At 73.1% G+C, this 21,170-nt stretch carries 18 protein-coding genes, 1 tRNA gene and 1 pseudogene; 14 read left to right on the top strand and 6 right to left on the bottom strand.

Annotation, left to right across the window (positions count from 1 at the left end):
* Positions 1-61: 61 nt before the first annotated feature.
* Complete coding sequence (gene nudC / locus BU198_RS22615; RefSeq protein ID WP_188298681.1) at positions 62-1,003, top strand: NAD(+) diphosphatase; 942 nt, start codon at positions 62-64, stop codon at positions 1,001-1,003.
* Between the two features lie 260 nt (positions 1,004-1,263).
* The gene (locus BU198_RS43890) at positions 1,264-2,103 is read left to right on the top strand and encodes a GntR family transcriptional regulator (RefSeq protein ID WP_188298680.1); all 840 of its coding nucleotides are present in this window, start codon (positions 1,264-1,266) and stop codon (positions 2,101-2,103) included.
* Positions 2,104-2,194: 91 nt separating this feature from the next.
* Here BU198_RS43890 and BU198_RS22605 read toward each other — a convergent pair whose 3' ends face one another.
* The gene (locus BU198_RS22605) at positions 2,195-2,452 is read right to left on the bottom strand and encodes a mycoredoxin (RefSeq protein ID WP_188298679.1); all 258 of its coding nucleotides are present in this window, start codon (positions 2,450-2,452) and stop codon (positions 2,195-2,197) included.
* 164 nt (positions 2,453-2,616) lie between these two features.
* Between BU198_RS22605 and BU198_RS22600 the strand changes: the two genes are divergently transcribed.
* The 4 genes from BU198_RS22600 to BU198_RS43885 all read left to right on the top strand — a co-directional run bounded on the left by BU198_RS22600 (position 2,617) and on the right by BU198_RS43885 (position 6,536).
* Positions 2,617-4,884 (top strand): ATP-dependent DNA helicase UvrD2, encoded by a 2,268-nt coding sequence (locus BU198_RS22600; RefSeq protein WP_411293220.1) that lies wholly within the window; start codon positions 2,617-2,619, stop codon positions 4,882-4,884.
* Between the two features lie 272 nt (positions 4,885-5,156).
* Complete coding sequence (locus tag BU198_RS22595) at positions 5,157-5,603, top strand: hypothetical protein (RefSeq protein ID WP_188298677.1); 447 nt, start codon at positions 5,157-5,159, stop codon at positions 5,601-5,603.
* Positions 5,604-5,772: 169 nt separating this feature from the next.
* Positions 5,773-6,141, top strand: coding sequence for a WhiB family transcriptional regulator (locus BU198_RS22590; RefSeq protein ID WP_401083361.1), 369 nt, complete (start codon positions 5,773-5,775; stop codon positions 6,139-6,141).
* Positions 6,138-6,536: a hypothetical protein gene (locus BU198_RS43885; RefSeq protein ID WP_317620264.1), complete on the top strand. Its 399-nt coding sequence runs from the start codon at positions 6,138-6,140 to the stop codon at positions 6,534-6,536. Before BU198_RS22590 ends, BU198_RS43885 begins: the two co-directional genes overlap by 4 nt.
* Before the next feature lie 119 nt (positions 6,537-6,655).
* Here the strand turns inward: BU198_RS43885 and BU198_RS22580 are convergent, their stop codons facing one another.
* Together BU198_RS22580 and BU198_RS22575 are read right to left on the bottom strand one after the other, a co-directional pair.
* Entirely contained in the window at positions 6,656-8,068 is a 1,413-nt protein-coding gene (locus BU198_RS22580; RefSeq protein ID WP_188298676.1) for an ABC1 kinase family protein, read from the bottom strand.
* Between the two features lie 560 nt (positions 8,069-8,628).
* Positions 8,629-9,717, bottom strand: a complete 1,089-nt coding sequence (locus tag BU198_RS22575) for a TOMM precursor leader peptide-binding protein (protein WP_188298675.1) — start codon at positions 9,715-9,717, stop codon at positions 8,629-8,631.
* 255 nt (positions 9,718-9,972) lie between these two features.
* Here BU198_RS22575 and BU198_RS22570 point away from each other — a divergent pair, with 255 nt between their 5' ends.
* The gene (locus tag BU198_RS22570; protein WP_223244790.1) at positions 9,973-10,710 is read left to right on the top strand and encodes a M48 family metallopeptidase; all 738 of its coding nucleotides are present in this window, start codon (positions 9,973-9,975) and stop codon (positions 10,708-10,710) included.
* 111 nt (positions 10,711-10,821) lie between these two features.
* On the opposite strand, the gene BU198_RS22565 is transcribed toward BU198_RS22570, so the two are convergent.
* Both BU198_RS22565 and BU198_RS22560 read right to left on the bottom strand, forming a co-directional pair.
* The gene (locus BU198_RS22565) at positions 10,822-11,424 is read right to left on the bottom strand and encodes an NUDIX hydrolase (RefSeq protein ID WP_188298674.1); all 603 of its coding nucleotides are present in this window, start codon (positions 11,422-11,424) and stop codon (positions 10,822-10,824) included.
* Positions 11,421-12,944 (bottom strand): zinc-dependent metalloprotease, encoded by a 1,524-nt coding sequence (locus BU198_RS22560; RefSeq protein WP_188298673.1) that lies wholly within the window; start codon positions 12,942-12,944, stop codon positions 11,421-11,423. Before BU198_RS22560 ends, BU198_RS22565 begins: the two co-directional genes overlap by 4 nt.
* 199 nt (positions 12,945-13,143) lie before the next feature.
* Between BU198_RS22560 and BU198_RS22555 the strand changes: the two genes are divergently transcribed.
* The 4 genes from BU198_RS22555 to BU198_RS22540 all read left to right on the top strand — a co-directional run bounded on the left by BU198_RS22555 (position 13,144) and on the right by BU198_RS22540 (position 16,398).
* Positions 13,144-14,292, top strand: a complete 1,149-nt coding sequence (locus tag BU198_RS22555; RefSeq protein WP_188298672.1) for an NAD-dependent epimerase/dehydratase family protein — start codon at positions 13,144-13,146, stop codon at positions 14,290-14,292.
* A gap of 103 nt (positions 14,293-14,395) precedes the next feature.
* Entirely contained in the window at positions 14,396-14,836 is a 441-nt protein-coding gene (locus BU198_RS22550; protein WP_223244788.1) for a molybdenum cofactor biosynthesis protein MoaE, read from the top strand.
* Between the two features lie 230 nt (positions 14,837-15,066).
* Positions 15,067-15,240 (top strand): hypothetical protein, encoded by a 174-nt coding sequence (locus tag BU198_RS22545; RefSeq protein WP_223244787.1) that lies wholly within the window; start codon positions 15,067-15,069, stop codon positions 15,238-15,240.
* A 42-nt stretch (positions 15,241-15,282) separates the two neighbouring features.
* The gene (locus BU198_RS22540; RefSeq protein ID WP_188298669.1) at positions 15,283-16,398 is read left to right on the top strand and encodes a PDZ domain-containing protein; all 1,116 of its coding nucleotides are present in this window, start codon (positions 15,283-15,285) and stop codon (positions 16,396-16,398) included.
* Positions 16,399-16,497: 99 nt separating this feature from the next.
* Here the strand turns inward: BU198_RS22540 and BU198_RS22535 are convergent, their stop codons facing one another.
* Entirely contained in the window at positions 16,498-17,070 is a 573-nt protein-coding gene (locus tag BU198_RS22535; RefSeq protein ID WP_188298668.1) for a PPA1309 family protein, read from the bottom strand.
* A gap of 236 nt (positions 17,071-17,306) precedes the next feature.
* On the opposite strand from BU198_RS22535, the gene BU198_RS22530 reads away from it, so the two are divergent.
* From BU198_RS22530 to BU198_RS22520, 3 genes and pseudogenes are all read left to right on the top strand, one after another.
* On the top strand, positions 17,307-20,273 hold the full coding sequence (locus tag BU198_RS22530) for a UPF0182 family protein (protein WP_188298686.1): 2,967 nt from the start codon (positions 17,307-17,309) through the stop codon (positions 20,271-20,273).
* A gap of 64 nt (positions 20,274-20,337) precedes the next feature.
* A tRNA-Met gene (locus tag BU198_RS22525) sits at positions 20,338-20,411 on the top strand.
* Positions 20,412-20,778: 367 nt separating this feature from the next.
* A pseudogene (locus BU198_RS22520) lies at positions 20,779-21,170 on the top strand (sel1 repeat family protein); the annotation flags it as partial.

Here is a 21,170-nt window from a genome sequence, read left to right as displayed (position 1 = left end):
CACGCACCATGGCAGCCAGATCACTCATCCGGATGATTCACCACGTGGGGATGGAACAGACGTGAGCACCGTGCCTGAGACCGAGCGCCCGCTGTACCTGGCACTGGCCCGGTCCGGGGTGGACCGGGCGGCCGAGCACCGCCTGGACGAGCCCTGGCTGGCGGCCGCCTGGAGCCACCCGAGCACCCGGGTCCTGCCGATCGCCGGCGGCGAGGCGTTCGTGGTCGACACCGCCCAGGGCACCGAACTCGTGCTGATGCCCTCCTTCGAGGCTCCGCAGACCGGCGACCGGTACTTCCTCGGCACCGACGGGGACGGCGTCTCGTACTTCGCGCTGGCCGGCGAGAGCCTGCCCGGGCGGCTGGACGGCGACGCCCGCCCGGCCGGGCTGCGCGAGGTCGGCGGGCTGCTGTCCGACCGGGACGCCGGGCTGCTGGTGCACGCGGTGGCGCTGGAGCACTGGCACCGGCTGCACAGCTTCTGCTCGCGCTGCGGGCACCCGACCGAGAAGGCCGGCGCAGGCCATGTGCGGCGCTGCACCTCCTGCGCGGCGGAGCACTACCCGCGCACCGACCCGGCGGTGATCATGGTGATCACCGACGAGCAGGACCGCTGCCTGCTCGGCCGCCAGGCGCTGTGGCCGGAGGGCCGCTGGTCGACGCTGGCCGGCTTCGTCGAGCCGGGGGAGTCGATCGAGCAGGCGGTGGCCCGCGAGGTGCACGAGGAGGCGGGGGTGCAGGTCGGCGAGGTGCGCTACGTCGCCAGCCAGCCCTGGCCGTTCCCGTCCAGCCTGATGCTCGGCTTCACCGGCCGGGCGCTGCCCGGCGGCACCGAGATCACCGTGGACGGCGAGGAGCTGGCCGAGGCGCGCTGGTTCTCCCGCGAGGAGCTGCGGGCCGGGATGGAGGCGGGCGAGATCCTGCCGCCGTCCGGCATCTCGATCGCCCGGCACCTGGTCGAGCTCTGGTACGGGGAGCCGCTGCCCTCGGCGGCGCGCTGGTAGTCCCCACCGGGCCCCGCCGGTCCCCGTCGAAGGGGTCCGGACGAAAGGGGCCCCGGCGAAAGGGGGGCGCGTGGCAAATTCCATGCGCCCCCCTTTTCCTTTTCAATCCCTTCCCGCATTCGCCACGGGCCCGCTGTTCGTATCCGGACGGGCCAGTTCTGCTACCGGAGGGAGTCCCTGGGGGCTCGCGATCGACCCGCTCGGACGATATTGCCGGAAACGGCTGAAACCGCCTCGCCGCGCTCGCTACATTCACCAGGGTGACAATCCCCCGGGGCACCGCCCAATCCCCCAAATACCAGCGCCTCGCCGCCGACCTGCGCCGCCGGATCGCCGAGGGCGAGTTCACCGCCGACGCCGCCCTGCCGGTCGAGAGCGAACTGGAGCGCCAGTACGGCGTCGCCCGCAACACCGTCCGGCTCGCCGTCGACGTCCTGGTCAACGAGGGCCGACTGGTCCGCCTCCAGGGCAAGGGCACGTACCTGCGCGAACACCCCGTCCTGGACCACCGCGCCTACGGGCCCACCCTGCCCCCCGCGCCGCGCGACTGCCTCGCCGCGCCCTCCGCCGTCTACCTCGGCGAAGCCGCCGAAGCCGGGCGGGAACTCGGCACCGACTTCGAGATGATGATCGTCCGGGCCCGGGTGGACATCGCCGAACGGCTCGGACTGCGCCCCGGCGAGGCCATCGTGGTCCGCCGCCAGCTGCGGCTGCTCGACCGCGAGCCCTACTCGATCGAGGAGAGCCACTACCGGGCGGGCCTCGCCGCCGGTACCCCGCTGATGGAGCCCGACCCCGTCGAGGGCGGCGACGAGGCGGTGCTCGCCACCCTCGGGCGCACCGAGATCGGCGCGGTGGACCACCTGGTCGCGCGGATGCCGGGCCCCGAGGAGGCCCAGTGGTTCCAGGGCGGCCCCGGTGTGCCGCTGGTGGTGCAGACCCGCGTCACCTACGACCGGCGCGGCCCGGTGCGGGTCATCGAGACCCGCTACTCGGCCGACCGCAGCCGGCTCGTCTACGGCGTCGGCGACCTCGGCGCGCGCACCACCCTGCCCGCCCCCGCCGCGCCCGTCGACCCGGCCCGGGCCGACGCGCCGTGACGCGCGCCGGCCCCGGACGGCCCGGGGCCGGGCCCGCCTGAAGGCTGAAGGGGGGGTCAGGCCCGAAGAGGGCTCAGGCCCGGAGGGAGGCTCAGGCCGCCAGGGCCTTCTTGACCTGGAGCAGGCTCGGGTTGGTCATCACGACCCGCTCGCCGCCGCCGGCCGGCACCACCAGCACCGTCGGAACGGTCTGGTTGCCGCCGTTCACCGACTCGACGAAGGACGCCGACGCCGGGTCCTCCTCGATGTTGATCTCGGTGTAGCCGATGCCTTCACGGTCCAGCTGGCTCTTGAGCCGGTTGCAGTACCCACACCAGGTCGTGCTGTACATCGTCACGCTGCCGGACATCGAGGGGGCTCCTTCGGAAGAGAGGTGCGTACGGTCTCCGGAGGGAACGTCCACCGGACGGCGGGCATTCCGGCGCGCCGTCGACCGTCGTGCGGAGCGATCATCCTGCGATCACACCGTGCCTGTGGACAACTCCGCCCACGTTGTCCCACCGGGCTGAGAGGATGGAACGCATGCAGGAAGACCTCTTGAGCGGCAGCCCCTACGACGGCCCCCACGGCTCGCCCTGGGCCGACCCCGGCGCCGCCACCGGCCCGGACGCCGTGCTGGCCGGGCTCGACCCCGAGCAGCGCGCCGTCGCCACCGCCCTGCAGGGCCCGGTCTGCGTCCTGGCCGGCGCCGGCACCGGCAAGACCCGCGCCATCACCCACCGGATCGCCTACGGCGTGCGCAGCGGCGTCTACCACCCCCAACAGGTCCTCGCCGTCACCTTCACCGCCCGCGCCGCCGGCGAGATGCGCGGCCGGCTGCGCGAGCTCGGCGTCGACGGCGTCCAGGCCCGCACCTTCCACGCCGCCGCGCTGCGCCAGCTCCAGTACTTCTGGCCGCGCGCCGTCGGCGGCCCCGTCCCCCAGCTCCTGGAACGCAAGGTCCAGCTGGTCGCCGAGGCGGCCGGCCGCTGCGGCCTGCGCGTCCAGCGCACCGAACTGCGCGACCTCACCGCCGAGATCGAGTGGGCCAAGGTCACCCAGATCGCCCCCGAGGACTACCCCGCGGCCGTCGCCAAGTCCGTCCGCGAAGCCCCCCGCGACCCGGCCGAGACCGCCCAGGTCTACCGCGTCTACGAGGAGACCAAGAGCCGCCGCGGCAACATCGACTTCGAGGACGTCCTGCTGCTCACCGCGGCCATCCTGGAGGACCGCCCCGACATCGCCGACCAGGTCCGCTCCCAGTACCGGCACTTCACCGTCGACGAGTACCAGGACGTCTCCCCGCTCCAGCAGCGCCTGCTCGACCGGTGGACCGGCCCCGACGGCGGCGCCAGCCTGTGCGTCGTCGGCGACGCCAGCCAGACCATCTACTCCTTCACCGGCGCCACCCCCGACTACCTGCTCGGCTTCCGCACCCGGCACCCCGAGGCCACGGTGGTCAAGCTGGTCCGCGACTACCGCTCCACCCCCCAGGTCGTCCACCTCGCCAACGGACTGCTCTCCCAGGCCCGCGGCGAGGCCGCCCGGCACCGCCTGGAACTCGTCTCCCAGCGCGAGGCCGGCCCCGAGCCGGTCTACACCGAGTACGAGGACGAGCCCACCGAGGCCGAGACCACCGCCCGGCGGATCAAGGAACTGCTCGCCGCCGGGGTGCGCGCCAGCGAGGTCGCCGTGCTGTTCCGCACCAACGGCCAGTCCGAGGTCTACGAGCAGGCCCTCGCCGACCTCGGCGTCCCCTACCAGCTCAAGGGCGCGGAGCGGTTCTTCGAACGCCCCGAGGTCCGGGACGCCGGCGTGCTGCTGCGCGGCGCCGCCCGGGCCTCCTCCGACCCGCTCACCGACGACGCGCCCGACCTGGCCGGCCAGGTCCGCGCGGTGCTGGCCGCCCGCGGCTTCACCGCGGAGCCCCCGGCCGGCTCCGGCGCCGTCCGGGACCGCTGGGAGTCACTGGCCGCCCTGGTCCGGCTGGCCGAGGAGTTCGAGCGCACCCGCACCGCGGCCGGCCAGGACACCGACCTCGCCGCCTACGTCGCCGAGCTGGACGCCCGCGCCGCGGCCCAGCACGCCCCGGCCGTCGAGGGCGTCACGCTCGCCTCGCTGCACGCCGCCAAGGGCCTCGAATGGGACGCCGTCTTCCTGGTCGGCCTCACCGAGGGCACCCTGCCGATCATCTACGCCAAGACCGACGAGCAGGTCGAGGAGGAGCGCCGGCTCCTCTACGTCGGCGTCACCCGGGCCAGGAAGCACCTCACGCTGTCCTGGGCGCTCTCCCGCTCCCCGGGCGGCCGGGCGAGCCGCAAGCCCAGCCGCTTCCTGGACGGGCTGCGCCCCGGCTCCTCCGCCCCGGGCGCGCGCACCGGCGCGCGAGGCGGGCGAGGGGGCGTCGAGTCCGGCGAGCGCTCCGCCGCGCGACGGGTCCGCGGCCCGGTCAAGTGCCGGGTCTGCGAGAAGGTGCTCACCGAGGCCGTCGAACGCAAGCTGCGCCGCTGCGAGAGCTGCCCGTCCACGATGGACGAGGGGCTGTACGAGCGGCTGCGCGAGTGGCGGGCCGGGCAGGCCAGGAAGCAGGGCGCGCCGGCCTACGTGGTGTTCACCGACGCCACGCTGATGGCGATCGCCGAGGACGTGCCCGCCAGCCGCCAGGAGCTGGCCGTCATCTCCGGGGTCGGCGCCATGAAGCTGGACAAGTACGGGGCGGCCGTGCTCTCGTTGTGTGCGGGGGAGGAGCCCGAGGAGGAACCGGACGGTGTCGAGGACGGCGATCCGGCCGATCCGGCGTGAGCAGGTCCGGGCGCGGTCCACGGGGACTGCCCGGGCGGCTTCGGAACCCGTCGTGCTACGTGCCGAAGAACTCGCGTGAAAAATAGTTTGCGCCACGTACCGGGAGCGCAATAGCCTGCCGGAGCGGTCAAGGGGACGCGGTCGCACGGGGTGAAACCTGTGCCGATGCCCCTCGCCCCACAGCTTTACCGAGACAGACATCCGAACATTCGGAGCCAGGGAGACCAGGCTCCGCGAGACGCCGAGAGGAGGCGAAGACAGTGGGAAACATCATGATCACCAAAATGACTGGCCAGACCGTTGTCGCTGCCTCCGTGCGTGCCGCCCGCCTGCGGGTGCTCGCCGAACTCGGTGGAACCGGTCTGGGTCTCGACACCACCGGTGTCTCCGTCGTCCCCGCTGTCAGTGGCCTTGGGCACACTGATCTGTGCTTCACGAGCAGCAGGAACGTCGACGGCGCCGTCGTCGAGACCGGTCTGTCCCGCGATTGGGCGTCGTTCGGCACGTCGGGCTCCCTGCGCGACGAGCGACCGACCGAGGCACCGAAGGCAGCAGTAGCAGCCGCCATGCATGGCGACTATGCGCAGGTCATCGGTGCCGGAAACACCCAGAAGCAGAACGAGCAGCAGATTAACCAGGCCGTCGGCGCCTTTACGGGCGCCAAGGCCATCCGGATGTGGGCCTTCCGCGGCCCTGAACCCTGGAGAGAACGAACCTGAGCCAGCCTCAGGTCGGCACCTCCAGGGCCGCGGAACCCGTCACACCGGGATCCGCGGCCCTTCTGTTTTGTCCGGTACGCAAGACCACCCCAGGCCCTCCGGGGCCTCCGGCCCAGCACCACCAGTCACCTGGGCCGGAACCACTGAGAAGACGAGGAAGACGCCCACAGTGTCCACGGTCATCACGCCGCCCACCCCGTCCGTACCGCAGACAAGCCAGATCCCCAAGGCCGACCAGGCCGACCCCCCGGAGGTTCTTTCCATGCAGCTCAGCTCGATCGAGCAGGCCGAGTCCCTCGGTCTCCCCATCCCCTGCCGCGCCTTCGACCCCGAGGTCTTCTTCGCCGAGACGCCCGCCGACGTCGAGTACGCGAAGTCCCTCTGTGGCACCTGCCCGGTGAAGGAGACCTGCCTGGCCGGCGCCCTGGAGCGGCGTGAGCCGTGGGGCGTCTGGGGTGGCGAGCTGTTCGTCCAGGGCATCGTCGTCGCCCGCAAGCGTCCCCGTGGCCGTCCGCGCAAGACCGAGGTCATGGCGTGAACCCCGCCCACGAGGCCAGGGCCATCCGTCGGGGAGAGCAGCCCCCGCTGGACAGCGCCCTCCGCCGATCCGTGCGGATCGCCGCCGCCAAGGCCGACGCCGCAGCCCGCATCCCGTTCCCGAGCAAGCACCACGAGCAGGACCACGACATGAACCCCGCCGCCGTCGATCCCACCGCCCGCGCAGAGCAGGCCACCGAACTTCAGACCCAGAACAGGATCCTCGAGATGCAACTCATCCACGAATCCCTGGCCCGTGCCCATATGCAAGACAGGATGCACGAGGCCGAGAACCAACGGCTCGTCAGCCGGGTCATCCGGGCCCGCAAGCTCAGGCAGCGGGCCGAGCGGGCCTCGCTGCGGGCCCGCAAGGCGCTCGCCGTCGCGCTGATGTAGCAGGGCCCCGGCCCTCACCGGACCCAGGTCCGGCCCCCGTCGTGCCGCAGGCCGCTCCCCACCGGTGGGGAGCGGCCTGCGGTCGTTGTCGCGGTGCCGCGGTTGTCGTGCTGGTGGGGTCAGTCCTTGCGGAGCCGGGCGGGCCCGGCGTCCTCGCGGGCCGGACGGGCCTGCTTCGTGGCCTTCTCGGGCTTCGGGGACGGCCGCTCGGCGAACTCGGGCAGCCACGCCAGCATCTCCGCGCGGAACGGCGCCTTGGCACCCAGCTGGCAGAGCACCCCGATGGTGCTCAGCGTCACCCGGTGGATCAGCAGGTACGCGGGCGGCAGGTTCAGCTGCTTGCCCAGGTTGTACGCGGGCGAGCGCGGATCGGCGATCCGGGCCGCCTGGGCGCGCATCCAGGTCCGGGTGAAGTGGAAGTTCTCCACCGCGGCCGGCTCGATGATCGGCAGCAGGTAGTCCAGCACCGCGTCCGGGTCCAGCTTGATCGAGGGCTTCACGAAGCCCTCCTCGCGCAGCATCCGCAGCACGCCCGCGGCGTCCCCGGCCAGCGCCATCCGCAGCGAGGCCCCGATCGGCGCGGGCAGCCCGCCGGGCAGCCGGTCCACGGTGCCGAAGTCCAGCACGCCCAGCCGCCAGCCCGACACCGGGCCGTCGTCCTTCAGCAGCCGGAAGTTGCCCGGGTGCGGGTCCGCGTGCAGCAGGCCGGTCCGGGCCGGGCCGGCGAACAGGAACCGGGCCAGCAGCTGCCCGGCGCGGTCGCGCTCCTCCTGGCTGCCGCCCGTGATCACCTCGGCCAGCGGGGTGCCGGCCATCCACTCGGTGACCAGCACCTGGTCGGCCTGGGCCACCACGCCGGGCACCACGATGTCCGGGTCACCCGCGAACTCCTCGGCGTGCCGGCGCTGGGCCTGCGCCTCCAGCTCGTAGTCCAGCTCCTCCGCGACGCGCTCGCGCAGCTCGGCGATCAGCGGCTTGATGTCCAGCCCCGGGATCAGCGGGCCCAGCAGCCAGGCCACCCGGCTCAGCTGCGAGAGGTCCGCGAGCAGCGCGTCGCCCGCGCCCGGGTACTGCACCTTGACGGCGACCTCGCGGCCGTCGTGCCAGATCGCCTTGTGCACCTGGCCGATCGAGGCGGCGGCCGCGGGCCGGTCGTCGAACTCCAGGAACAGCTCGCGCCAGTCGTCCCCGAGCCGCTGGGCGAGCGCGGTGTGCACCTTGGCGGCGGGCATCGGGGGAGCGGCGTCCTGGAGCTTGGTGAGCGCCGCCCGGTACGGCCCGGCGACCTCCTCGGGCAGCGCGGCCTCGAAGACGGACAGCACCTGCCCGAACTTCATCGCCCCGCCCTTGAGTTCGCCGAGGACCTTGAACAGCTGGTCCGCGGTGGCCTGTTGGAGTTCGGCGGTGACCACCTCGGCGGACCGGCCGCCGATCCGCTTGCCCAGGCCGAGCGTGGCGCGACCGGCTATCCCCAGCGGCAGGGCGGCGAGCCGTGCCGTGCGGGTCACTGCCTTGCGCGGAAGATCGCTCACCCCAGGCCTCCATTCCCCGGCCCCCGGTTCCGGGCGGCCGACCATCTCTACGCCATTGTGCCCGCTCCCCGCTGTCCGCCCCGCGGAATTCCGCGGGGCGGGGCCGGGAGTGCCGTCCCTTTGCGGGGAGTTGGGGGGCTTGGTCCGGTGGAACCGGTGGGGGCCTTCGGTGGTTCGGCGTAGGAAGTCGGCGGTGTCGACTTCCTACGCCGGGGGGTGATGTTGCTCGCTTCTTCGGGGCCCCTCCCCCCCACCCCCCACCCCGCCCGCCCACCACCCGCCGCACCCTCCGCCCGCACCCACCTCTCACCCGGCCCGCGCCCCGCCCAGGGCAGGGCGCGGGCGATCAAGCGGGCTCCGGCCGCCGCCGGCCGTCGGCTCGTACGGCCGGTGGCTCATCCGGCCGTGGGCTCGCACGGCCAGGCGTCCGCCCGGGTCATGTGCCGTCCCGGGGCCGGGTGCGGCGGCTGCCGAGCCTCGCAGCCGCCGGGCCCCAGCCCGGGACGGGTCCTCCGTCCTCCCTCCGCCGTCTCCCTCCTCCGTCGTCCGTCCTCACCTCCTCACGCCGGCGGCAACGGCTGCCACAGGCACCCGCAGTCCGGATGCCCGCGGAGCCGCAGCCGACGGAGCATCCCGTCGCTCGCCGACACCTCGCACCACCCGTCCACGCTCGGCGGCCGGCCCCCGTCCAGGTAGACCTGCGCGTGCAGGGCCGCCAGGCCGGCGACCGCCGTCGCCAGGGCCGTGTCGCAGGCCGGTGTCCTGGCCCGGCCGGGGCCGCCGTCGGCCAGCTGGGCGAGGACCCGCGGCCAGGCCGCGTCCTCGTCCTCCCGCCGAAGCACCAGGCAGTGCCCGCACGCCGACATCCCCGGGATCACCAGCGGCCCGACGACGCCGAACTCCTCGACCACACCCACGTACAGATGCGGCACTCCGGCCCGGAGCAGCAGCCGGGCCTCGTACGTCCCGCCCGCGAAGGCGGCGCTGCCGTCGCGCGGTGCGAGGACCACGAAGTCCGGTGGCGGGTCGCCGGGCTTCCCCCGTGGCAGTGGCGTCGGCTTCCGGCCGGTGGCCCGCTGCACGACTTCGCGGGCGCAGGTCGAGCGCAGCCGCCCGATGTCCTCGGGCGGCAGCCCCGCGGGCGAGCAGTCGTCGGGCTTCACCCGGCCGCTGTCCGTGACGGTGACCGTGCCCGTGCCGCCGGCGGCGAGCACCGCCGCCACCGCGGCGCCGACCCGGCCCGCGCCGCGTACCTCGATCCGCGCGTCGGCCCGGCGGCCCAGGATCGCCGGTGCGGCGCCGGGGCCGGAGTGGACCAGGGAGAGCGAGGCGAGGTCGGGGCCGAGCAGGGCCCGGTGCGGCTCGGGGAAGCGGGCCAGGGCCCGGGTGGCCGCGGCCGCGTCGTCCAGCAGACCGGTCTCCTCCAGGTCGGCGAGCAGGGCGTCGGCCGGTTCGCGGCCGAGCCCGATGCGTTCGCCCTCGCTCAGGAGCTCCGGACGGTCGCGCGTCCCGTCGAGCAGCGCGAGGAAGTCGCAAAGGGTCTTGTCGGCGTTGCCGAGGACCCCGGCGAACCGGGTGACGGTGCCGAACTGCAAGGTCTCCGAGTCCCGCCAGCTGCGGGACAGGGCGGGCTTGAGGGCGAGGTGCACGACGATCTCCCTTCCGATCGTTTCCGGACGGCTGACCGCAGCTTGCCCCATCGCGCCGATGTCGTGCGGAATGTTATCCACAGGACTGTGCACATGATCACCTCATCTGTTCGCGCACCCTGTGGATAACCGGTCATCCTCTCCGGCGTCGGTTTCCGGACACCCGCCGTCGACTTTTCGTTCCCGATCACTCCATGAAAGATTCCGGCCATGGCAGCGGACTTCTGTCCGTGGTACCGGGTAACGTCGTGTGCCATGGCAGCCGAGCGGGACTTCCATCCACCGGCGTCGCGTCGGCGTGCCCGTGCGGCGTCCGGGTCGCAGGTCGCGACGCCGAACACGCGCGGGCGCCCGGACCAGCGGCAGCAGCCGGGGCCGGCGTCACCGCAGGCGCCGCCCACCGGCGCCGTTCCCCCCGAGGCGCACGACCGCAGCAGGGTCGAGGTGCGCCGCAGCGCCCGCCGCAGCCGTACCGTCTCCGCCTACCGCGAGGGCGACCGCACCGTCGTGCTGATCCCGGCCCGGATGTCGCACGCCGAGGAGCAGCGCTGGGTCGCGCAGATGCTGGAGAAGCTCGCCGCCCAGGAGTCCCGGCGGATCCCCGGGGACGAAGCCCTGATGACCCGGGCCCGCGAGCTGTCCGCCGCCTTCCTGAACGACCGGGCCCGGCCCAGCCAGGTCCGCTGGGTCACCAACCAGAATTCGCGCTGGGGCTCCTGCACCCCCAGCGAGGGGACGATCCGCCTCTCCCACCGCCTCCAGGGCATGCCCGAGTACGTGCTGGACTACGTGCTGCTGCACGAGCTGGCGCACCTGCTGGTGCCGGACCACGGCCCGGCGTTCTGGGCCCTGCTGGAGGCCTACCCCCGGACCGAGCGGGCCCGCGGCTATCTGGAGGGCGTGGTGTCCGCCGCCCGGCTGCCGCACATCCCCGGCGCCCGGCACGCCCCTGCGGGGCCGGCCGGTCCCGACCCGGCCGCTTCCTGCGGCTGAGGCGGGGCAGGTGCGCGGCCCGGGCCGGGGCACTGCGGGCCGGGGCCGACCGGAGGAACGACGGAAGGGGGCGCGGACCGACAGGTCCGCGCCCCCTTCCGGTGTCACACCTCAGCCGGTCAGCTGTCGCGCCCTGGCCACCAGGTCGCGCACCGAGTGGTCGGTGAGCTCGGGCAGCCGGTCGTAGTCGAACCAGCGCAGGTCCAGCGACTCCTCGCTGATCAGCGCCTGCGCGCCGGCCGGGGCCAGCGCGATGTACTGGACGTCCAGGTGGGTGTTCTCCGGCCGGTCCTTGCCGGTGCAGCGGACCAGGTGCCGGTCCAGCTTGGCCGGCACCGGGGCGCCGCCGGCCTCCAGCAGCACCAGGTCGGGGATGCCGGACTCCTCGACGGCCTCACGGAGTGCGGCCGAGGCGAGGTCGCGGTCACCGGGCTCGCAGTGCCCGCCCATCTGGAGCCACATGCCGACCTTGGGGTGCAGGGTGAGCAGCACCCGCCCGGCCGCCGGGTCCACGACCGCCGCGCTCGCGGTGATGTGCGCGGGCAGGCAGGAGCGGAAGAGGCCGTCGGGGCGGGTGGCGAGGTGCTCCAGGTAGTCGAGCCGCAGCTGCTCCTGGTCCTGGTCGGTGGGCCGCCACCCGGTCAGCGTGCGGACGGCGTCCGCGTGCAGGCCGGTGGCGGGCGCCCCGGTGAAGGGCGCCCCGGTGGTCGTCATGCGGTCGGCCCGCCCTTTCCGTCGGTGCCGTCCTCGTCGTCCTTCGGCTGCTCGTCCTGCTTGGTGAGGTCGGGCTTGCCGGCCGCGGCATCGCCGAGCAGCTTGTCGAACGCGTCGAAGTCGATGCCGCCCTCCAGGCCGTCGGCGGAGTCCCGGTGCACGAAGGCGTCCGGGTCGTCCAGGTCGGCGGCGGTGGGCAGCATGTCCGGGTGCTCCCAGAGCGCGTCGCGGCCCTCGACGCCGCGGGCGTCGGCGAGCAGCGCCCAGAGCCGGGAGGCGTCGCGCAGCCGGCGCGGGCGCAGCTCCAGGCCGACCAGGGTGGCGAAGGTCTGCTCGGCGGGCCCGCCGGCCGCGCGGCGGCGGCGGACGGTCTCGCGCAGCGCACCGGCCTGCGGCAGGTGCGGTTCGGCGGCGGCGTGCACGACGGCGTCGACCCAGCCCTCGACCAGCGCGAGGGCGGTCTCCAGGCGGGCCAGCGCGGCCTTCTGCTCGGGGGTGTCCTCGGGCTGGAGCAGACCGCCGGCCAGCGCGTCCTGGAGCGCCTCCGGGTTGCTCGGGTCGAGCTGGCCGACCAGTTCCTCCATCCGGGAGGTGTCGACCTTGATGCCGCGCGCGTAGGCCTCGACGGCGCCCAGCAGGTGGGCCCGCAGCCACGGCACGTGGGCGAAGAGGCGCTGGTGGGCGGCCTCGCGCAGGGCGAGGTAGAGGCGGACCTCGTCGGCGGGCACGCTCAGGCCCTCGCCGAACTCGGCGACGTTCTGCGGCAGCAGCGCGGCCTTGCCGGCCGGGGCGAGCGGCAGGCCGACGTCGGCGGAGCCGACCACCTCGCCGGCGAGGGCGCCGAGCGCCTGGCCGATCTGGGTGCCGAACATGGCGCCGCCCATCGAGCGCATCATGCCCATCAGCGGGCCGGCCATGGCCTGCATCTCCTCGGGCAGGACGCCGCCCATGGCGTTGCCGACCCGCTCGGCGACCGGGTCCACCAGGTCCTTCCAGACCGGGAGGGTGGCCTCGATCCACTCGGCGCGGCTCCAGGCGACGGCGGTGCCGGCGCCGGAGGGGAACTCGGTGGCGCCGTCGAGCCACAGGTCGGCCAGGCGGACGGCCTCGGCGACGGCGGAGCGCTCGGCGGCGCTGACCGAGCGGTCCTTGCTCTTGCCCTCGGCGGGCTCGGCGACCACGGTCTGGCGGGCGATGTTCTTGGCGAGGTCCCAGTTCACCGGGCCGCCCTCGAACGAGAGCATCTGGCCGAGCTGCTGGAAGGCGGCGCCGAGGTCGCCGGGGTTCATGCCGCCGAACATCGCGGCGAAGGGGTTGTCGGCACCGGCGCCGCCGGGGCCGCCCGGGGCGCCGGGCATGCCGAAGATCGCGCCGAAGGGGTTGCCGCTCCCGAAGCCGAACGGCGGCTGACCGCTGTCCGCCGGGTCCTGGTCCTTCTTCTTCTGCGCGTCGTCGGGCTTGCCCTTGCCGTCCTCGGGCTCCTCGGGCGGAACGCCGAATCCGAAGGGAAGGTCGCTCACGGGGTCCTCGATCCGGTCGGCCGTCATGCGGGTGTGGCGGTGGAATCTGCGCCCGGGGCGGCGGCGGAGTGGGGGACTCGGGGGCGGCTCCTGCGCGGCAGGCCCGCGCCGGGTGCACCGCCGGGCCTTCGCCTCGGGCAGGATGGACGTACGTGACACACGTCCGTACGCACATAAAGCTAACCGTGGAGGATGGCCGGTGAGTTCCCCGCCCTCGGACGTTCGCTCTGGGCTGACCGGAGGAGAGGAGGCGTCGGACACCACGGCGTCGCCGCCTCCAGCCTACGGCGGACGGCCGCTGACCGTGGCCGTGACCGGCGCAGCGGGCGTGCTGGGCGAGCGGGTCGCCGCCCGGCTGGTGGCCTCGCCGCACGTCCGGAAGGTCCTCGCGGTGGACGACCGCCGCGGCGACGTCCCCGGCGTGCAGTGGCGGGTCCTCGACGTTCGCGACCCCGCGGTGGCCGAACGGCTGTCCGGGGTGGACGTGGTGGTGCACCTGGCGATGGACTTCGGGATGGAGTCCGACGCGCGGGCCCGCAGCGCCTACAACGTGCGCGGCGCCCAGACGGTGCTGACCGCGGCCGCGGCCGCCGGGGTGCACCGGGTGGTGCTGTGCACCTCGGCGATGGTCTACGGCGCGCTGGCCGACAACGAGGTGCCGCTGGCGGAGGACTCCGAGCTGCGGGCCACCGAGGAGGCCTCGCTGGTCGGGGACCTGCTGGAGATCGAGCGGCTGGCCCGCCGCGCGCCGCGCGCCCACCCGGGCCTCCAGGTCACGGTGCTGCGACCGGCCGTGGTGGTGGGCCCCGGCGTGGACACCGTGCTGACCAGGCACTTCGAGGCGCCCCGGCTGCTGGTGGTGGCCGGGTCCCGGCCGTGCTGGCAGTTCTGCCACGCGGACGACCTGGCGGCGGCGCTGGAGTACGCGGTGCTGGGCCTGGTCGAGGGCGAGGTGACGGTCGGCTGCGACGGCTGGCTGGAGCAGGAGGACGTGGAGCGGCTGTCCGGGATCCGGCGGATGGAGCTGCCGGCCTCGCTGGCGCTCGGGACGGCGGCGCGGCTGCACCGGCTGGGCCTGACCCCGGCCCCGGCCGGGGACCTGGCGTACACGATGTACCCGTGGGTGGTGTCCGGCAGCAGGCTGCACGAGGCGGGCTGGCGCCCGGCGCACACCAACGAGCAGGTGCTGGCCGAGCTGCTGGCCCAGGTGTCCGGCAAGCACGCGGTGGCCGGGCGCCGGCTGGGCGGCAAGGAGGCGGCGACCAGCCTGGGGGCGGCCGGGGCGACGGTGGCGCTGGTCGGTACCGCGGCGCTGGTGCGCCGGGCCCGCAAGCGGCGCAGGTTCTGACCGGCCGGGGGCCGTGGACGGCACTTCTCGCGAGGTGAAATCCGCGTGTCACGGCGTGGAAAGGGCTTGCCCCGGGCCGTCCCGGATGGGGAATCATGGGGGCATGTCCGAGAACCACGACCCCATCCGGCTGCTCGCCATCCGTGACACCCCGCTCTCGCTGGACGAGGTGTACGAGGCGGTCGGCGACGACGCGGCCGGCGGCACCACCGTGTTCGTCGGGACGGTCCGGGACCACGACGGCGGCAGGTCGGTCTCCGCGCTGGAGTACAGCTGCCACCCCACCGCCGAGCAGGAGATGCGCCGGATCGCCGAGAAGGTGGCCGCGGACTTCCCGGTCCGGGCGCTCGCCGCGGTCCACCGGGTGGGCCGGCTGAAGATCACCGACAAGGCCGTGATCGTCGCCGTCTCCTGCGCCCACCGCGGCGAGGCCTTCGCGGCCGCCCGCCGGCTGATCGACGACCTCAAGCACGAGGTGCCGATCTGGAAGCACCAGGTCTTCGCCGACGGCGAGGAGGAGTGGATCGGCGCGGGCGGCTGCTGAGACCGGCCGCGGTGCCGCGGAACCGATCGGCACACCTCGTGCGTCCGTCGGGTCAGGCGCGCCGGGGCCTCACACGAACGGGTCTGCGACGGCGCCCCGGATACTCCCTGGAAGTGAGCCGATCGGCCGTCCCGTAACCCGGACGGCGCCGGCCGCGTTGTCCGCCGGAGTGGTTAATCTGCTCATAGACACGACGAGCTGGGAGTGCTGGTATGGGTGTGCTCGCCTGGTTGATCATTCCGATTGTCGCCGTCCTGGTCGCCGCCCTCTGGGCGGGGTGGGCCCAGCGGGCCCCGCGGGCGACCGGCGACCCGGCCTCACTCGCCGAGCACCGGCGCTTCATGGACGCCATGGAGCGCACCACCGCGGGAGCGGCCGCCCCCGGTGAGCGTTCCGGCCGGTAGCCCGGCGGGCGCCGCGTCAGCCCCGTCCCGTACTGTCGAGGCATGCCACGCCGCTCCGCGACGATGCTCGCTGCCACCCTGCTGCTCATAGCACTGCTCTGCGTCTCGGTGCTGATGAAGGTGCCGTACACGGAGATGAGCCCGGGGCCGACGTACAACACGCTGGGGAACCAGGGCGGCAAGCCGGTGATCAGCATCAGCGGGCACGAGTCGTACCCGACGGACGGGCACCTCAACATGACCACCGTCCAGGTCACCGGGGCCAAGTACGAGCCCAGCCTGGTCAACGCGGTGGTCGGCTGGCTGCGGGACGACGTGCTGGTGGTGCCGCACGACAACGTCTACCCGAAGGGGCAGTCGGACGCGGACGCCAAGAAGCAGAACGCCGAGGAGTTCGCCTCCTCCGAGGACAGCGCCCGCACCGCGGCGCTGAAGCAGCTGGGCATCCCGGTCGGCAGCGAGCTGATCGTGAAGTCGGTCACCGCGGGTGCGCCGGCCGAGGGCAGGCTGCACGCGGGCGACCAGATCGTGGCCGTGGACGGCACACCGGTCGGCGGGGTCGACCAGGTGGTGGCCGCAGTCACCAAGCACAAGCCGGGCGAGTCCGTGGTCTTCACCGTCGTGCCGCGGGTCAAGGACGCCGCCGGCGGCGCCACCGCGGCCCCGGGCGGGAAGACCGACGTCACCGTCCCGACCGTACGGGCCAAGGACCTCGACCCGAAGGCCCCGGCCGAGCGGGCCGAACTCGCCGTGGTGGGCATCGGCACCGGACTCAGGCACACCTACCCGTTCCAGATCGACATCGGCCTCCAGGACGTCGGCGGCCCGAGCGCCGGCCTGATGTTCTCGCTCGGCATCATCGACAAGCTGACCCCGGGCGGCGACCTCACCGGCGGGAAGTTCGTCGCCGGCACCGGGACCATCGACGACGACGGCAAGGTCGGCCCGATCGGCGGCATCTCGATGAAGCTGATCGCCGCCAGGGACGCCGGGGCCGAGTACTTCTTCACCCCGTCCTCGAACTGCGCCGAGGCCACCAAGAACACCCCGTCCGGGCTGACCCTGATCAAGGCGGACACGCTGGACGGCGCGCTGAAGTCGCTGGAGCAGGTCCGCTCCGGGCAGACCTCCGCGCTGCCGTCCTGCGCCGCCTCGTAGCCGGCCGGACAGCGGCCTCACAAGCCGCCGAGCAGCCGCCTCGCAGTCGTCGGGCCACCGCCGGGGAAGGCGGTCGGGGAAACCGGTCGGGAAAAGGCGTCAGGCGAAGGTCGCCAGCAGCGCCTCGGTCAGGCCGGGCACCAGGTCGGGGCCGGTCAGCACCTCGCGGGCGACGTCCTTGGACCGCAGCCGCAGGGCGATCTCCTTCTTGCCGCCGCGCAGCACCGCGGCGGTGATCCGCACCTCCTCGCGCTTGGGGTGGTTGGCCACCCACTCGGCGAGCTGGGTGTCGTTGGCGCCCCGCGGACGGGACTGCTCGGCGCCCGGCGGCAGCATCAGGCGCTCGACGACCAGGGCGCAGCCGGCCACGGAGTCGGGCCAGGCGATGGTGCCGAGGAACTTGTCGAGCTCCATGCCGGCCGGCAGCTCGTCCTGTTCGATCGGGGTGAGGCCGGCCGCGTCGCCGTCGGCGAGGCCGAGCTGCTTGGCGATCTTCGGGTTGGCCTTGCGCAGGGCGGCGCTGTCCACCAGGGCGAACAGCCGGGCCGGGAGGTCCCAGCCGAGGGTGGAGGCGTACTCGTCGATCTCCAGCGCGGCCCGGGTCAGCGGGGTGGCGGCCGGGAGCTTGGAGACGTCGTCGGGGGAGTTGTTCAGATCAGACGCGTCGGACATGTCTCAATCCTCACACGCCGGGCGGGGCACGCTCGCCGGGTGGTGCGGCGGGACGGCGCCGGCCGGGGTCGGGACGGGCCGGGAGGGCCCGGCGAGGGCCCGGTGCGGACGGTCGGCGGCGGGCGGAAGTCGTAACCGTCTGCTAACGGTGGGAACTCGGCCAAAGCCTGGTTAAGTTGCTCTGACGACCGAACGAATCCAGACGACACAGCCGAGGTGCCACCGTGGTCTTCCAGATGCCCGAACGCTCAGGGCCGGGTTTCCGGCGAAGAGTAGGCCCGCCCTCCCGGCGGGCGCGGGTGGCCCTGCTGACCCTGGGCGTGCTCGCGGTGCTCTTCCTGCTGTTCGTCATGTTCGCGGGGTTCTGGACGGACTGGCTGTGGTTCAGGTCGGTCCACTTCTCCTCGGTGTTCACCACCCAGCTGTGGACGAAGACCGGCCTGTTCGCCGTGTTCGGCCTGCTGATGGCGGTGATCGTCGGCTTCAACATCTGGCTGGCGCACCGGCTGCGGCCGCCGCTGTCGGCGATGTCGGTGGAGCAGCAGAGCCTGGACCGCTACCGGTCCGGCCTGGCGCCGTTCAAGCGCTGGGCACTGATCGGCGTTTCGCTGGTGATCGGCCTGGTGGCCGGTGCCGCGGCGTCCGGGCAGTGGCGGACCTGGCTGATGTGGACGAACTCGACCTCCTTCGGTGAGAAGGACGCCCAGTTCGGCATGGACGTCTCGTTCTACGCCTTCGACCTGCCGTTCTACGAGTTCGTGCTGGGCTTCGCGTTCAGCGCGGTGATCGTCTCGCTGCTGACCTCCGCGCTGGTGCACTACCTGTACGGCGGGCTGCGGCTCCAGGGCCCGGGCCGCCGGGCGAGCGCGGGCGCGCAGGGGCACCTGGCGGTGCTGCTGGGCGTGTTCGTGCTGCTGAAGGCCGTCGCGTACTGGCTGGACCGGTACGCGCTGGCCGTGAAGACCGGCTCCTACAAGGGCGTCTCCGGCTGGACCGGGCTGCGCTACGTGGACGCCAACGCGTTCCTGCCGGCCAAGACCATCCTGTTCTTCGTCGCGATCATCTGCGCGGTGCTGTTCTTCCTGACCCCGATCCGCCGCACCTGGGCGCCCGCCCTGATCGGCCTGGGGCTGATGGTGCTGTCGGCGGTGCTGATCGGCGGGCTGTACCCGGCGATCGTGCAGCAGTTCCAGGTCAAGCCGAACGAGCAGGCCAAGGAGACGCCGTACATCCAGAAGAACATCGACGCCACCCGCCAGGCGTACGGGATCGCGGACGCGCAGACCACCCCGTACTCCCCGCAGGGCACCACCAACTCCGAGGCGCTCAAGCCCGACGCGCAGACCATCTCGGACATCCGGCTGCTGGACCCGAACGTCGTCTCGCCGGCGTTCCAGTCGCTGGAGCAGCAGCGCAACTACTACGCCTTCCCGAACACGCTGGACGTGGACCGCTACGGCACCGGGCAGGACAAGCAGGACAGCGTGATCGGCCTGCGCGAGCTGGACCTCAACGGCGTGCAGCGCAACTGGATCAACGACCACTTCAAGTACACCCACGGCTACGGCGCGGTGGTCGCCAAGGGCAACCAGGTCGACGACAAGGGCCAGCCGGTCTTCACCGAGTCGGGTCTGCCGGCCACCGGCACGCTGGGCGACTACCAGCAGCGGATCTACTACGGCGAGAAGACCACCACGTACTCGATCGTGGGCGGCTCCAACAAGGAGATCGACTACACCGATCCCAAGACCGGCCAGAACGCCGAGACCACGTACGAGGGCAACAGCGGTGTCTCGCTGGACAACCCGCTGACCCGGGCCGCGTACGCGGTGCGCTTCGCCGAGCCGCAGATCCTCTACGCGGGGGCGATCACCGACGGCGCCAAGGTGATCTACAACCGGACGCCGAAGGAGCGGGTGGAGAAGGTCGCGCCGTGGCTGTCGATCGACGCCGACCCGTACCCGGTGGTGCAGGACGGCCGGGTGCTCTGGGTGCTGGACGGCTACACCACCTCGGACGGCTTCCCGTTCGCCTCGAAGACGACGCTGGGCGCCGCCACCAAGGACTCGCTGACCAACCAGCGCGGTGAGCTGCTGACCGCCGCCAACCAGGTCAACTACATCCGCAACTCGGTCAAGGCCACGGTGGACGCCTACACCGGCGAGGTGAAGCTCTACCAGTGGGACGAGAAGGACCCGGTGCTGAAGACCTGGATGAAGGCCTTCCCCGGCACCGTGGAGGCGAAGGCGGACATCCCGCAGACGCTGCTGCCGCACCTGCGCTACCCGCAGGACATGTTCAAGGTGCAGCGCGACCTGCTCGGCCAGTACCACGTCACCGACGCCAACTCCTTCTTCAACGGCAGTGACATCTGGCAGGTCCCGGTGGACCCGAGCAGCGACACCAGGCAGGTCCAGCCGCCGTACTACGTGACGGTGCGGATGCCGGACACCAACACCGCGAGCTTCTCGCTCACCAGCACGTTCGTGCCGAACCAGCGGCCCAACCTGGCGGCGTTCATGGCCGTCAACGCGGACCCGGGGGACGACTACGGGAAGATCCGCATCCTGAAGATGACCGGCGAGAGCGGCGCCCCCGGCCCCGGCCTGGTGCAGTCGAAGTTCAACTCCCGCCAGGAGGTGGCCAACCAGATCTTCGCCCTGAAGAGCGGTGGCGACGCCGAGCTGGAGTACGGCAACCTGCTGACCCTGCCGGTCGGCGGCGGACTGCTCAACATCGAGCCGGTGTACGTGCGGGGACGTGGCGCCAAGTACCCGACGATGCAGAAGGTCCTGGCGGTGTACGGGGACGACAACGTGGCGTTCGAGGACACCCTGGAGGCCGCGCTGAAGAAGGTGTTCGGCGGGGCGCCCCCGTCGACCACCCCGACCGCGCCGTCCACCGGGACGACGCCCACCAGCCCGACGAGCCCGACCAGCCCGACGACGCCCACCACGCCGGCGCCGGGCGGGACGATCTCGCCGGAGCTCCAGAAGGCGCTCTCGGACGCGGAGAAGGCGTACGGCGACAGCCAGACCGCGTTCAAGAACGGTGACTGGGTGGCCTACGGCACCGCCCAGAAGGCGCTCGGCGACGCCCTGAAGGCCGCCGAGGCGGCCCGCGGCGGCAGCCCGGCGCCCGCCCCCGGCGGCACTCCCGCCCCGGGCGCCACCGGCGGCGGATCACCCGCGCCGCAGCCGTAGCCCGCTGAGCTGCGGTAACCGTTTTCCGTTCCACCCCGCGCCCGTGCTATGGTTTATCCAACGGCGCGGGGTGGAGCAGCTCGGTAGCTCGCTGGGCTCATAACCCAGAGGTCGCAGGTTCAAATCCTGTCCCCGCTACAAAGGCCAGAGGCCCGGAGGATCATTCCTCCGGGCCTCTGGTGTTTCCGTCACCGTTCTCGCCCGGAAGCGGCGGGAACCGCTCCGGTACTATCGACCGTCGCCAAGGACGACGGCAGCGGGGTTTGTGGGGCTGAAGTGTCGGGAAATCGACAAAGCGCCGAAGCAATTCCGTCGGCTTCGGGTCGGCCCCGCCGGAATTCGGCCGGGGCAGGTGTACGCGGGTACTGGGTGATGCGACGATGGGACACATGGGGGACGGTGCACGGCTGCTGACCGGCCGTCGGATCCGGCGCCTCTCCTGGGAGTCCCCCCGGCCGCGCGCCGGGGCACGATGCCGCGACACTCTGGGGGAGCGGGAGTCGGCATGAGGCTGATCGGCAAGTCAGGCGCCAGGTCCGCGGCGGCCGTCGAGGCGGACACCGACGCCTGGGCGGAGAGCGCCGAGACCCCCGGAAGCCGTCCCGGAGCCCTGCCCGCCCAGCGCACCAGCGGACTGTCCGAGCGCCCCCCGACCCCGGGCTACGGGCCCGACAGCCTGGTCCACGTGCCGACCCGTCAGTTCGCCGCCGCCGTCGGCGCGTACGGGGAGGACTCCGGCGGGCAGCCGGCCGCCGGCACCGCGATCGACCCGGCCGGCCTCGACTCGACCAGCTTCGAATCCGCCCTCGCCGCCCGGGAGTCCGCCGCCCTGGAGGCCCGCCACCGGCAGGCCGCCGACAGCGGCGACCCGGACGCCGCCGGCCGGCTCGGCACCCT

Origin of the sequence: Streptomyces sp. CBMA156 (assembly GCF_014596515.1) — a bacterium.
In the GTDB taxonomy this organism is placed as follows: Bacteria; Actinomycetota; Actinomycetes; order Streptomycetales; family Streptomycetaceae; genus Kitasatospora.
The sequence above is the reverse complement of the archived record's forward strand: the minus strand, read 5'-3'. Positions and strand labels throughout refer to the sequence as shown.